The following is a 13,820-nucleotide window of genomic DNA, read 5'->3' as shown; positions in this document are numbered from 1 at the left end:
GAAATGAGCACTTTCTTCTACATGCTCCTGGCGTTCGTTGTGGGTGTTTTGGTTGGCTGGTTCCTCTGGGGCCGGCTGCGCGGCGAGCTCGACAGCCTGCGCGGCGACCTCGACCGCGCGAAGGGCGAACGCGACCGGTTTCGCGCCGATGCGGACCGCCTGACCGGCGAGCTCGACGCGTGTGTCCGCGCCCGCGCCGATCTCGAACGCAAGCTGCGTGATGCGCCAGCCGCGTCTGGCGCCGCGAAGGCCTCCGCCCCGACGCCGGCGGCGTTGATGTCGACACCGGCAAAGGCAAAATCCGCGCCTTCCAAGGCGGCGGCAAAGCCCGCCACCGCCAAATCCGCCGCCGCAAAACCGGCAGCCAAGTCGACCGCCGCGCCCAAGCCGGCTGCGAGGACGGAAGCCCCCAAGGCGGCGGCAAAGAAGGCCGCGCCGGCATCGGGCAAAGCGGCTGGCGGCAAGGCCGACAATCTGCGCCGCCTGATCGGCATCGGCCCGGTCAACGAAAAGCTGCTCAAGGGTCAGGGCGTCACGACCTACGCCCAGATCGCCGCCTGGACCGATGCCGACGTCAAGCGCATCGAGGAGGTGCTCAATTTCGACGGCCGCATCGCGCGCGAGAAATGGATCGAGCAGGCGAAATTGCTGGCCGCGGGCGACGAGGCGGAATTCGCCCGCCGGTTCCCGACGGCAGGCACCGCCAGCAACACCTGATCCCGCATCGACAATGGCCAGCGCAAGGCGGCGCCCGTTGCGGACGCCGCCTTTCTCTTGGGCCAGACGCCTTTGCGCCGCCCGACGCCGTTCTCTCGATTGCGCCTGCCCCAGCCCCCATATAGAGCGATCGACTTAATTGACCGCATCCGAGGCTTATGTCCCTGCCTTCCGCCATCTTCCGCAACGACGAGACCGGCAGGCAGCTCGCCTTCGACAGGCCGCGCGAGATCATTGTCGCGCGCGGCGCGGATGAGTTCACGCCGGCGATCGAAGCAGCTCAAGCCGCATCCGACGCCGGCAAATGGCTGGCTGGCTATTTCTCCTATGAGGCCGGCTATCTGCTCGAGCCGAAGCTGGTGCCATTGCTCCCCGAGGGCCGCCGCGCGCCGCTGATCTGTCTCGGCGTCTTCGACGCGCCGCTCGAGCAGGCCGTGCGAAAGAGTTCAGGCCCCGACAGCAACGGACCGATCTTCGACGCCAGGGCGAGATGGTCCGCCGAGGACTATGCCGTTCGCTTTGCGCGCCTCCACGACCATATCCGCAAGGGCGATTGTTACCAGGGTAATCTGACCTTTCCGGTCCATGCGCAATGGTCCGGCGATCCGCTTGCCGCCTTCGACGCGCTGACCGAGCGCCAGCCGGTGAAATACGGCGCGCTGATCGCGCTCGGCGATCCGGTCGTGCTGTCGCGCTCGCCGGAACTCTTCTTCGAGATCGGTGCGGACGGCATGATCGAGACGCACCCGATGAAGGGCACGGCGCCGCGCGGCGCGACCAGGGCCGAGGACGCGCGGCTGAAGGCGTTCCTGCGCAACGACGAGAAGAACCAGGCCGAGAACCGCATGATCGTCGACCTCCTGCGCAACGACATTTCGCTGATCAGCGAGGTCGGCACGCTGGAGGTGCCGGAGCTGTTCCGCATCGAGACCTACCCGACGGTGCACCAGATGGTGAGCCGGGTGCGGGCGAAACTCTTGCCGGGTATCGGCATCCGCCAGGTCTTTGCCGCGCTCTTCCCTTGCGGCTCGATCACCGGTGCGCCAAAAATCCGCGCCATGGAGATCCTGCACGATCTGGAAGGCGTGCCGCGCGACGTCTATTGCGGCGCCATCGGCTGGGTCGCCCCCGGCGGCACAATGCGTTTTTCGGTGGCGATCCGCACCATCTCGCTCTTTGCCGATGGCGAGGCCGTCTACAATGTCGGCGGCGGCGTCGTCTTCGATTCGACGGCCGATGAGGAGTATCGGGAGTGTCTTCTGAAAGCGCGCTTCGCGACGGGAACGGTGCCGACTTCGAGCTGATCGAGACCATGCGCTGGGAACCCGGCTCGGGCTTCCTGCGCTTCGACCGCCATCTCGCGCGGCTTTATGCCTCGGCGGCGGAGCTCGGCTTTGCCTGCGACCCGCAACGGGTCGGCGAGACGCTGGCGAGCGCGGTCGGCGGCCGGCAGATCGCCATGCGCACCCGCCTCGCCCTGCAGCGCAATGGCAAGGCGACAGCGTCCGCGCAGCCTTACGAACCGCTGCCCGCCGGCAAGGTGTGGCGGCTGCAGCTGGCGCGGGTCCGGCTCGATTCCGGCGACACGCTGCTGCGCCACAAGACCAGCCGGCGCGAAACCTACCAGCGGGCGCGCGCCGAGTATCTCGCCACCCGCGCCGACGAGGTGCTGCTCGCCAACGAGCGCGGCGAACTCTGCGAAGGCACCATCACCAACCTCTTTGCCGACTTCGGCGACGGCGTGCTGGCGACGCCAAGACTTGATTGCGGCCTGCTGCCTGGGATATTGCGCGGCACGCTTCTGGACGAAGGCCGCGCCGTGGAAGCGATCTACACCTTCGACGATCTGAAGTCCGCGAAGGCGATCTTCGTCGGCAATTCGCTGCGCGGGCTGATCCCGGCGCAACTCGGCTGATTGAGGCTGAAGACATCAAACTGGATAGCACCCAGGCAGGCATGACCATTCGCCAACCGACCCATACGCCCTATGACGGGTCCTCCAAACTCTTCACGATCGGGCTGAAGCCACTTGAATTCGATCGCTGGATCGAGGTCGACGAATTCCTTTTGCCGCATCTCATCGAGAAGCTGCGGCTTTATAAGGAAATCCCGGAAAAGGTCTTTGTCGAGGAAGACGGCACCCGCGCCGCGCAGCGCGAGGTGCTGGAACTGCTCGTCGCGCATCTGGCGGCAAGGCATTCCGGCACCCATCACCGCAAGGGCCCGGATATCGAGGTGATCGGCTTCGAAGGAGCGCTCGAAAAGTTGGCTCCCGCCCTGCGCGAAGCGCCACTCGTAAACGCCTCGCTGCTCGTCCAGGAAGATCTGATCCTGATGCGCCGCGGCGATGACGGCTGGCGGCTGGCCGCCGGCTCGCTCTGCTTCCCCTCGTCCTGGTCGCTTCAGGAAAAATTCGGCAAGCCGCTGCAACAGATCCACGCGCCGGTGCCGGGCTTCGGCCCCGGCACCCGGCCCGCCGAGGTCATCAACCGCATGTTCGACGGCCTGCAGGGTCAGGCGGTCGAGCGCTTCAACTGGTCGATCCAGGCGGGCGACGCGCTCTATCATCCGCTCTCCAACATCCAGCGCATCGACCGCGCCACCAACCGCCCGACGCGCTTCCCCGACGGCGACATCAACGCCAACGCCTTCATCCGAGTCGAGCGCCAGACGCTGCGCAAGCTGCCGGTCTCGCGCGACATCCTCTTCACCATCCGCATCCATCTCGATCCGCTGGCCGTGCTTGTCCGGCACCCTGACAGGGCGACGCTTGCGGTATCTTTTGCCGGGCAGCTCAACGCGCTCGACCAGGCGCAGCTCGACTACAAGGGCCTGGCTGCCGACCGCGACCGGCTGGTTGCCTTCCTCGACGGCATGGCCAAGGCGGCTTAACCACGCCGCCATTGCGACTTAGCCGGCGGTTGGCGCTTTTCGCTGGTTTATGACAATGATCTGTGGTGTAGCGCTTCGGGCGGAAACGCCCGGATTTTGCATGTATTTGAAGGAGTGTCCGAAAAAATGGCGAATGAAAACTGGCCCGTTTACGGTGAAATCACCGGCCCTGTCGTGATGATCGGCTTCGGCTCGATCGGGCGGGGGACGCTGCCGCTGATCGAACGCCATTTCAAGTTCGACAAGTCGCGCATGGCGGTCATCGACCCGCGCGACACCGACCGCAGACTGCTCGACGAGCGCGGTATCACCTTCGTTCAGGATGCGGTGACCAAGAAGAACTACAAGAAGCTTTTGACCCCGTTGCTTACCAATGGCGGCGGCCAGGGCATGTGCGTCAACCTGTCGGTCGACACCTCCTCGCTCGAGCTGATGAAGCTCTGCCGCAAGCTCGGCGTGCTCTACATCGACACGGTCGTCGAACCCTGGCTCGGCTTCTATTTCGACGCCAAGGCCGACAACGCCTCGCGCACCAACTATGCGCTGCGCGAGAGCGTGCGCCTGGAGAAGGAAAAGGCCCCGGGTGGCACCACCGCGATCTCCTGCTGCGGCGCCAATCCAGGCATGGTCTCGTGGTTCGTCAAACAGGCGCTGGTCAACCTCGCCACCGACCTCGGGCTCGAATTTGTGGTGCCCGCGGAGCACGACCGCGACGGTTGGGCCAAGCTGATGAAAAAGGCCGGCGTCAAGGGCATCCACATCGCCGAGCGCGATACCCAGCGCACCAAGAAGCCGAAGCCGATGGACGTGTTCTGGAACACCTGGTCGGTCGAGGGCTTTATCTCGGAAGGCCTGCAGCCCGCCGAGCTCGGCTGGGGCACGCACGAGAACTGGATGCCGAAGAACGGCAGGAAGCACAACAACGGCTCGCAGGCGGCGATCTATCTGGAGCAGCCCGGCGCCAACACGCGCGTGCGCTCGTGGTGCCCGACGCCGGGTGAGCAATACGGCTTCCTGGTGACGCACAACGAGGCGATCTCGATCGCCGATTTCTTCACCGTGCGCGGCAAGAAGGGCAAGGTGAACTACCGCCCAACCTGCCACTATGCCTACCATCCCTGCAACGACGCCGTGCTGTCGTTGCACGAGATGTTCGGCGCCGCCGGCAAGGCGCAGCCCGTGCATCATGTGCTCGACGAGAACGAGCTGGTCGACGGCGTCGACGAGCTCGGCGTGCTGCTTTACGGCCACGACAAGAACGCCTACTGGTACGGCTCGCAGCTGTCGCTGGCCGAGGCGCGCAAGCTCGCGCCCTACCAGAACGCCACCGGCCTGCAGGTCACCTCGGCGGTGCTCGCCGGCATGGTCTGGGCGCTGGAAAATCCGATGGCCGGCATCGTCGAGGCCGACGAGATGGATTTCAGGCGCTGCCTGGAGGTGCAGTTTCCCTATCTCGGGCCGGTCAGGGGCTATTACACCGACTGGACGCCGCTGGATAATCGCCCCGGCCTTTTCCCCGAGGATATGGACAAGGACGACCCGTGGCAGTTCCGCAACATCCTGGTGCGATAGCGGCTCTGCCGGTATCTCTCTCCACCTTGCAATCGCCCGGAAATCGGGCGATTGAAATGAAGCGGCCTAGAGCGACGTGCGTCCATTCGGACGCACAAAGTACGCTCTAGCACTTTAATGAACGCATCGTGCTTTCCGAAAATCGGAAAGCGATTTTCGGGCCGATGCGAGAGGAGAGGATTTTTCAAATGACCATTGCGCGCAAATTGCTTACGGCAGGCGCCGCGGCAAGCCTTCTGGCCGCTGCCGCCTGCACCACGACCGGCCCTTCCGAGCCGATTTCAGCGGCGCCCAAAGGCGTCGAGGGGAACTGGATCGACGCCAAGGGCACTGGCCTGTCGACCTTCACGGCCGGCAGCTTCACCACTGTCGCGACCGATACCGGCCAGAAGCTGTCCGAAGGCAGCTACACCATGACCGGACCGACCTCGGTCGAGATCCACGGCACGTCGCTGATCCGCCAGACGCCGGTCAGCTTCAACTGCCTCATGGTCTCGACCAGCCAGCTCAACTGCACCAGTGCCAGCGGCCAGAACTTCGTGCTGACGCGCCGCGCCTGAGCATAGTCTGACATCAATCTTGTTGGGGTCGGCGGCGCGAGCCGCCGTCCTTTTTTGTGCCGGCAAACCTCCTCCCGATTTCCGCTTGCATCGACCAAAACGCGATGTGAACATGACCCGCAGCTGACTGTTATTTTCCAGTCAAGCGAGGGCATTAAGCACTTCAGGTCAGCTTATCCGGGAGACGAAGATGAAGAAGATTGCCGCCATTCTAGCCCTGTCTGCCTCGATGATTGGCCTGTCGGCCGGAGCATCCTTCGCCGACTACACGCTGAACATCCTGCATTTCAACGATTGGCATAGCCGCATCGAAGGCAACAACAAATACGAGTCGACCTGTTCCGCCGAGGAAGAGACCAAGGGCGAATGCATCGGCGGCGCGGGCCGGCTGGTCACCGCTATCGCGCAGGAGCGCAAGAAGCTCGAAGGCCAGAACGTGCTGCTGCTCAATGCCGGCGACAGCTTCCAGGGATCGCTGTTCTACATCACGTACAAGGGTGCCGCGGAGGAGGAATTCCTCAATCAGATCAAACCCGACGCGGTGACGCTCGGCAACCATGAATTCGACGATGGCGAAAGCGCGCTGGTGCCTTACCTCGACAAGGCGAAGTTCCCCGTCGTCAGCGCCAATGTCGTGCCCAACGATAAGTCCGGTGCCAACGGCAAGATCAAGCCGTCGATCGTTGTCGAGGTCGGCGGCCAGAAGATCGGCATCGTCGGCGCCGTCACCAACGACACGCCGGAACTCGCCTCGCCCGGCCCCAACATCGCCATCGCGGACGACGTCAAGTCGATCACGGCCGAAGTTGAGAAGCTCAAGTCGCAAGGCATCAACAAGATCATCGCGGTCACCCATATCGGCTACAACCGCGAGCGCGATGTCATCGCGAAAATCCCCGGCATCGACGTGGTCGTGGGCGGCCACAGCCACACGCTTCTGTCGAACACCGATCCGAAGGCGGCGGGGCCTTATCCGACGATGGTCGACAATCCCGACGGCTCCAAGGTGCCGGTCGTGCAGGCGGCGTCCTATTCGAAATATCTCGGCGAGTTCAAGGTCGTCTTCGACGACAACGGCGTCGTCAAATCGGCTAGCGGCGATCCGATCTATCTCGACAAGTCGATCACCCCCGACCCCGCCGTTCTCGCCCGCATCAAGGAGCTTGGCGCGCCCATCGAAGCGCTGAAGAACAAGGAGGTCGCCGAGACCACCAAGGCAATCGACGGCAGCCGCGAGAACTGCCGCGCCCGCGAATGCGAGATGGGCAATCTCGTCTCCGACGCCATCCTCGACCGCGTCAAGGGCCAGGGCGTCGAGATCGTCATCTCGAACGGCGGCGGCCTGCGCGCCTCCATCGACCAGGGCACCGTGACGATGGGCGAGGTGCTGACGGTGCTGCCGTTCCAGAACACGCTGGCGACGTTCAAGATCTCCGGCAAGGATCTGGTCGCCGGTCTCGAAAACGGCCTCAGCCAGATCGAGGACGGCGCCGGCCGCTTCCCGCAGGTGGCCGGCCTGAAATACGCCTTCGACAAGTCGGTCGCGCCCAATGCCGGCCGCGTCAAATCCGTCGAGGTGATGGAGAACGGCTCCTGGGCGCCGATCAATCCGGACAAGCAGTATCTCGTCGCCACCAACAACTATGTCCGCCAAGGCGGCGACGGCTACAAGGTCTTCGCCGAAAAGGCGACCGACGCCTACGACTACGGTCCGGGCCTGGAGCAGGTGGTGGCCGACTATCTCGGCGCGCACCGGCCTTATACGCCGAAGCTCGACGGGCGCATCACCGAGGTCGGCGCGACGGCGACTGCGGCTGAACCGGCAAAGCCAGCCGAGACTGCTCCTGCCACGACGGCACCAGCCGCCGAGCCCGCAATGCCGGCTTTGCCGTCCAATTCCGGCGATATCGCCGGCACGCCGCCGACCGTTTCGGCCGAAACCGCTCCGGCAACGACGGCTCCGGCGGAGACCGCAAAGCCGGCTGAGACTGCTCCAGCGACCCCCGCCCCTGCCCCGGCGGCAGAACCGGCAAAACCTGCCGAGACAGCGCCCACCGAGGCCAAGCCGGCCGCGACCAGCCCAGAGACCAGCCCAGAGACCAGCCATGTGATAGCCGCCGGCGACACCTACTGGGACCTGGCCAAGAAGAACTATGGCGACGGCGCCAAATGGAAGCTGATCTCCGAGGCCAACAAGGACTTCAGGCCGCGCCGCCTGCCGCTCGGCGCCACGCTCACCATTCCGCCGGCCGCAAAGTAGTTTCTTCCCGTGAGTTCTTGGCACCCGCCCGGCAATGCCGGGCGGGTGTTCCGTTTTCGGGCTGGAACGAGATAAGGTGCGGCCAGACGCAGCATTGAAAACCGGCACGGCATCGCTAGTTTCGCGGCGCATAAAGCAATTCCATTGTGCAACGATTTTCCGTCCGGAATTGCGTAGCCTTCGGTGCCTGGAGACTGTTGATGACGCTTGCCAGCCCTGCCGATGCGAAAGCCGCCGAGACCGCCGGTCCGGTCCCGGCGGGCGCCGCGCCGGTGAAGGCGGGCAAGATCGGCATCATGCTGATCAATCTCGGCACGCCTGACGGCACCGACTTCAAGCCGATGTGGCGCTATCTGAGGGAATTCCTCTCCGACCCTCGCGTCATCGAGCTCAACAAGGCGATCTGGTATCCGATCCTCTACGGGCTGGTTCTCACCACGCGGCCGAAAAAGTCCGGCGCCAACTACGCCAGGATCTGGAACCGGGAGAAGGACGAGTCGCCGCTGCGCACTTTCACCCGCTCCCAGGCAGAAAAGCTCGCCGGCGCGCTTGGCGACCTGCCGAACGTCGTCGTCGACTGGGCGATGCGCTACGGCAATCCCTCCACCGGAAACGTCGCCCGCCGGCTGGTCGAGCAGGGTTGCAAGCGCATCCTCACCTTTCCGCTCTATCCGCAATATTCGGCGACGACGACAGCGACCGCCAACGACCAGCTGTTCCGCGCGCTGATGCAGATCAGGCATGCGCCGGCGATCCGCAGCGTGCCGCCCTATTACGACGAGCCGATCTATATCGATGCGCTCGCCCGTTCGCTAGAGAGGCATCTTGCGACGCTCGACTTCGAACCGGAGGTGGTGATCACCTCCTACCACGGCATCCCAAAACCTTATTCCGACAAGGGCGACCCTTACCAGGCGCATTGCCTCGAAACGACCCAGCTGCTCAGGGCAAGACTCGGCTGGGACGAGAAGAAGCTCATCACCGCCTTCCAGTCGCGCTTCGGCGCCCAGGAATGGCTGCAGCCCTACACCGACGTCACCGTCGAGAAGCTGGCGAAGGACGGCGTCAAGTCGATCGCAGTCGTCAATCCTGGCTTTTCCGTCGACTGCATCGAGACGCTGGACGAGATCGGCCGCGAAGCCGCCGAGACCTTCCACCACGCCGGCGGCAAGAACTTCGCCCACATCCCCTGCCTCAACGACAGCGCCGAGGGGATGGCGGTGATCGAAGCGCTGGTGCGGCGCGAGCTGTGCGGCTGGGTGTGACGGGCTTCACCGACAGGCCTTGAAACCGGTGCGCAAAAGCCTCCGCTAACCGATATTCATGATCACCTGATTGTAACGTTGCGGAAACACACTTAAGTGATTCCGTGAGGTCGCCGCCTTTTGAGGGAGAAACGAAATGGGCTTCAGCGGTTTCGATATCGCCATCATTGTTCTTGTTGCACTTGTCGTGTTGGTGCTTTTCAAAGGCATCCGGACAATCCCGCAAGGCTACAATTATACGGTTGAACGTTTCGGCCGTTATACCAAGACATTGAGCCCGGGCCTCAATCTCATCGTGCCCTTTATCGACCGCATTGGCGCCAAGATGAACATGATGGAACAGGTGCTCGACGTCCCGAGCCAGGAGATCATCACCCGGGACAACGCTATAGTGGGTGTCGACGGCATAGCCTTCTTCCAAATTCTCAACGCGGCGCAGGCAGCCTATCAGGTCTCCGGCCTGCAAAACGCCATCCTCAACCTGACCATGACCAACATCCGCACGGTCATGGGTTCGATGGACCTCGACGAACTTTTGTCGAACCGCGACGCCATCAACGAGCGCCTGCTGCGCGTCGTCGATGAAGCCGCGCACCCTTGGGGCATCAAGATCACCCGCGTCGAGATCAAGGATATCAATCCGCCGGCCAACCTCATCGAATCGATGGGACGGCAGATGACGGCCGAGCGAAACAAGCGCGCGCAGATCCTCGCCGCCGAAGGTCTCAAGCAGTCGCAAATCCTGGAGGCTGAGGGCCGCAGGGAAGCCGCGTTTCGCGATGCGGAGGCCCGCGAACGCTCGGCTGAAGCTGAAGCCCGCGCCACGCAAGTCGTGTCCGAAGCCATCTCCAAAGGCGACGTGCAGGCTCTCAATTACTTCGTCGCGCAGAAATACACGGAAGCGCTGACCAAGATCGGCTCGGCCGCCAACAGTAAAGTCGTGCTGATGCCGCTCGAAGCTTCTTCGTTGATCGGCACCCTTGGCGGCATTGGCGAGATAGCCAAGGAAGTGTTCAGGAGCGAAGGCACCACCGGCGCGCAACGGCAGGCCAGCCGCCCGCCCGTGGTTCGCCCGAGCGAGAGCTGAGATCGTAGGAGGCTACTCTCATGCTCGACCGCATTGTATTCGAACTTGGCCCTTGGAACTGGATGGTTCTCGGCTTTGTCCTGCTGGTGATGGAAGTTATCGCTCCCGGCATTTTCATGCTGTGGATCGGCATCGCAGCGCTGCTCATCGGCGCGGTCTCGCTGCTGATCTGGGACGCGAGCTTCTGGACCTGGCAAGTCCAGGTGCTCGCCTTCCTCACGCTTTCACTGGTTTCGGCCTATGTCGGCAAGAAGCTGGTTGGCGGGCGCCATGATCCGACCGATCAGCCGCTGCTGAACCGCCGTGGCGCGCAGATGGTTGGCAAGATGGCCACGCTTGCGGAGCCGATCAAGGACGGCCGCGGCCGCATCAAGCTCGGCGACACGCTGTGGCGTGTCTCGGGCCCGGATCTGCCGGCCGGCACGCAGGTTCGCGTAACGGGCGCCGCCGATACCGATCTTGAACTGACGGTCGAGGCTGTCTGAGTCAACGAAGATAGGGTGAACTAAGCCGCGCCGATGCGCAGCAGGTCGTGGAAATGAACCACGCCCACGGGCGTTTTATTCTCGGTCACGACCAGCGCCCCGATATTGTGCTCGTTGAGGAGAGCGATAGCCGTGCCGGCCAGGGTCTGCGGGTCGACCGTCTTCGGCGTCCTCGTCATGATGTCTTCCACGGCGATGTTGGCCAGGTTGCGATGCAGATTGCGCGCGACATCGCCGTCCGTGATGATCCCGACCAGTTCGCCTTTCGTATCGACGATGCAGACGCAGCCGACCTTCTTGTTGGATAGCGTCATCACCGCTTCCGGCATCTTCGTTCCGACTAGGGCGATTGGAATCTGATCGCCCACCCGCATGATCTCGGAGACTTGCATCAGATTGGCGCCGAGCTGACCGCCGGGATGGAAGGTGCGGAAATGGTCCGGCGTGAAGCCGCGCGCCTCGAGCAGCGCGATCGCCAGCGCATCGCCCATGACCAGTTGCAGCAGCGCCGATGTCGTCGGAGCCAGCCCGTGCGGGCAGGCCTCCGGCACGGCCGGCAGGAGCAGCACGACATCGGCGGCGCGCGCCAGCGCGGAGCTCTCGCCGGAGGTGATGGCGATCAGCGGGATCGAGAAGCGCCTGGAATAGGCGACGATGCCCATCAGTTCCTTGCTCTCGCCTGACCATGACATGGCGATGATCGCGTCATCCCTGGCGATCATGCCGAGATCGCCGTGATTGGCCTCGGCGGGATGGACGAAGAAGGCGGGCGTGCCGGTCGAGGCGAGCGTCGCGGCGATCTTGGAGCCGATATGGCCGCTCTTGCCGACACCGGTGACGATGACGCGCCCCTCGATGCGCGAAATAAGATCGATGGCGGCCGCGAACGGCTCGGCCAGGCCGTTGCCGAGCGCTGTGGCGAGCGCCGCGACGCCGGCCTGCTCCGTCGCCACGGTTCTCAGCGCCGACTCGATCGCAGCCTGCCTGTCCGGCTGCTTTCTTTCTGGGGACCCCGCATGCATGGCAGATGCCATTAGCGCCATGTCGCTCGCCTGTCCAACGGAATTCCCGTTTCGCGTGCGTCGGGGGCCGCGGAACCGACCCGTTTCAACCCTCCGTTAACCATCCGCATTTACGGTCCGGTAAGTATGGCGCGCCTGCGCCGCGCGAGCAGTGGTGACGATGTCCGGGGGCGAGCCAGATACGAAAACGGGTCGGAAGGGCATTGCCGTTGCAGCGCTTCTGCTGACGGCAAGCATTCTTGCCCTGCTGCGCCCTGCGCCGGTGTTCGCGCAGGAAACCGAGTTGCGCGGCGAAGTCTCCGAATCGGCAATCCTGGCCGACCAGCAGCGCAAGGCGAGGCAATTGCGGGCGCAAGGATCTCAGGATCAGACGGCTCCGGCGACCCAGGCGGCCGAGGACCAGACGCTCGCAAATCCTTACCAGCCGGAAAGCCCGGGAGCTGTTGCGGACGACGACCAGACGGCGACGGACAGCATCTTCGACCAGCCGGAAGCGACCGGTGACCCTTTCGCCGACAATCAGACCGCGGCCAAGCCACGCCGGCCTTCGACCGCCAGGCAGCGCGCAACTGACGCCAACGCGAAAAGCAACGCCAAGGCGGCCGATAAGAAAAAGGCCAAGAAGAAGCGTGGCCAGACCACCGACAGCACGACCAAGACCGCCGCCACCGGCGATCAGGCCGACACGGCGGCCGCCGACGAAGACGGCGCGAACCGCCGCGCCGTCACCATCGACAGCGTCGACGGGCAGAAGCTCGATCCGGGCGCGGAGCGCACGGGGTCGATCGACGGCCAGAAAATCAAGCCGGAGGACGATCCCTTCGCCGCCCCCGGCATCAAGCTCGGCACTTTCGTCTTCCGGCCGACGCTGGAGCAAGGCTTTACCGCGACGTCCAACGCCGATGGCAGCAGCGGCGGCAGGCCGGCGGTGCTGTCCGAAACGGCGTTGCGTTTTTCCGCCACCTCCGACTGGCGCGAGAATTCGGCCGTCATCGACGGCTACGGCATCTTCCGCAACACGCTTTCGGGCCAGAAGATCAACGATGCGCAGGGCCGGATCGAGGGCCAGCTCAATGTCGACCTCGACCATGAGCTGCGCGCCATCGCCAAGCTCGGCTATGAAACCGTGCCGGAATCTGCCTCCTCGCCCGATGCCATTGCCGGCGTCACCTCGCAGCCGCTGCGGCAGACCGTGGACGGCAGCCTCGGCGTCGAGAAGGATGTCGTCAAGATGCGCTACACGCTGACCGGCGCGGTCAGGCATGATTTCTACGGCGACGCCAAGCTCTCCGACGGCACCGTCTTGTCGCAGAAGGATCGCGACTCCACGCTCTACTCCGCGACCTTGCGTACCGGCTACCAGGTCTCACCGGCCATCACGCCCTTCGCCGAAGTGGAAGCCGGCCGGCGGATCTATGATCTGCGCCTCGACAGCAACGGTTTCGAGCGCTCCTCGACGCGGCTCGGCGCGCGCGCCGGCCTCGAGCTCGACATGCATGACAAGCTTTCCGGCGAATTTTCCGTCGGATGGCTGCGCGAAGCGATCGATGACGACCGCCTGCCGGCCAATGCGGGGCCGTATGTCAACGCCGATCTCAAATGGTCGCCCGAGCGCGGCACGATCATCGGCCTCACCGGAAGGACCACCATCGAGAGCACGACCGCGGCTAACGAGAGCGGCGATGTCCTCTACTCGAGCCGGCTCACCGGCGAGCGGCAAATCCGCGCCAACCTGACGGCGAATTCGTCGCTTGGCCTCGATTGGCGCGATTATACCGGCTCCGACGGCCACGACCTGATCCTGAGCGCCGAGGCCGGGCTGACCTGGTGGCTGAACCGCTACGCCGGCCTCACCACGCGGGTGAGGACGGAGAAGCTGACCAGCAACCTGCCCGGTCGCGAATATGTCGCCAACAGCGTCTATCTCGGCTTGAAGGTGCAACGGTAACCCGCAAGTCGG

The 13,820-nt window shown here is 64.1% G+C and carries 12 protein-coding genes; 11 read left to right on the top strand and 1 reads right to left on the bottom strand.

Translation table 11 applies throughout. The annotated features are described in order from the left end of the window. Positions 1-3 precede the first annotated feature (3 nt). From AU465_RS21170 to AU465_RS21125, 10 genes are all read left to right on the top strand, one after another. Complete coding sequence (locus tag AU465_RS21170; protein ID WP_192252420.1) at positions 4-717, top strand: helix-hairpin-helix domain-containing protein; 714 nt, start codon at positions 4-6, stop codon at positions 715-717. Between the two features lie 158 nt (positions 718-875). Further along, on the top strand, positions 876-2,021 hold the full coding sequence (locus AU465_RS21165; RefSeq protein ID WP_192252417.1) for an aminodeoxychorismate synthase component I: 1,146 nt from the start codon (positions 876-878) through the stop codon (positions 2,019-2,021). Next, positions 1,970-2,632, top strand: coding sequence for an aminotransferase class IV family protein (locus AU465_RS21160; protein WP_192252414.1), 663 nt, complete (start codon positions 1,970-1,972; stop codon positions 2,630-2,632). The genes AU465_RS21165 and AU465_RS21160 overlap by 52 nt, the downstream gene beginning before the upstream one ends. Before the next feature lie 41 nt (positions 2,633-2,673). Further along, positions 2,674-3,609: a heme-dependent oxidative N-demethylase family protein gene (locus AU465_RS21155; RefSeq protein ID WP_192252411.1), complete on the top strand. Its 936-nt coding sequence runs from the start codon at positions 2,674-2,676 to the stop codon at positions 3,607-3,609. A 126-nt stretch (positions 3,610-3,735) separates the two neighbouring features. Then, positions 3,736-5,181 carry a homospermidine synthase gene (locus tag AU465_RS21150; protein ID WP_192252408.1) on the top strand — a complete coding sequence of 482 codons (1,446 nt, stop codon included), beginning with the start codon at positions 3,736-3,738 and terminating at the stop codon, positions 5,179-5,181. Positions 5,182-5,369: 188 nt separating this feature from the next. Continuing rightward, the gene (omp10, locus tag AU465_RS21145; RefSeq protein ID WP_192252405.1) at positions 5,370-5,741 is read left to right on the top strand and encodes an outer membrane lipoprotein Omp10; all 372 of its coding nucleotides are present in this window, start codon (positions 5,370-5,372) and stop codon (positions 5,739-5,741) included. A gap of 190 nt (positions 5,742-5,931) precedes the next feature. After that, entirely contained in the window at positions 5,932-8,001 is a 2,070-nt protein-coding gene (locus AU465_RS21140) for a 5'-nucleotidase C-terminal domain-containing protein (protein ID WP_192252402.1), read from the top strand. Between the two features lie 200 nt (positions 8,002-8,201). Continuing rightward, positions 8,202-9,266, top strand: a complete 1,065-nt coding sequence (gene hemH, locus AU465_RS21135) for a ferrochelatase (protein WP_192252399.1) — start codon at positions 8,202-8,204, stop codon at positions 9,264-9,266. Positions 9,267-9,402: 136 nt separating this feature from the next. Next, entirely contained in the window at positions 9,403-10,353 is a 951-nt protein-coding gene (locus AU465_RS21130; RefSeq protein WP_192252395.1) for an SPFH domain-containing protein, read from the top strand. Between the two features lie 20 nt (positions 10,354-10,373). Beyond that, complete coding sequence (locus AU465_RS21125) at positions 10,374-10,838, top strand: NfeD family protein (protein WP_192252392.1); 465 nt, start codon at positions 10,374-10,376, stop codon at positions 10,836-10,838. A gap of 20 nt (positions 10,839-10,858) precedes the next feature. Here AU465_RS21125 and AU465_RS21120 read toward each other — a convergent pair whose 3' ends face one another. Further along, on the bottom strand, positions 10,859-11,860 hold the full coding sequence (locus AU465_RS21120; protein WP_192252389.1) for a KpsF/GutQ family sugar-phosphate isomerase: 1,002 nt from the start codon (positions 11,858-11,860) through the stop codon (positions 10,859-10,861). Between the two features lie 160 nt (positions 11,861-12,020). Between AU465_RS21120 and AU465_RS21115 the strand changes: the two genes are divergently transcribed. Continuing rightward, positions 12,021-13,808, top strand: coding sequence for an outer membrane beta-barrel protein (locus AU465_RS21115; protein WP_192252555.1), 1,788 nt, complete (start codon positions 12,021-12,023; stop codon positions 13,806-13,808). Positions 13,809-13,820 lie beyond the last annotated feature (12 nt).

This window comes from Mesorhizobium silamurunense, from assembly GCF_014843905.1.
Classification (GTDB): Bacteria; Pseudomonadota; Alphaproteobacteria; order Rhizobiales; family Rhizobiaceae; genus Mesorhizobium; species Mesorhizobium silamurunense.
The sequence above is the reverse complement of the archived record's forward strand: the minus strand, read 5'-3'. Positions and strand labels throughout refer to the sequence as shown.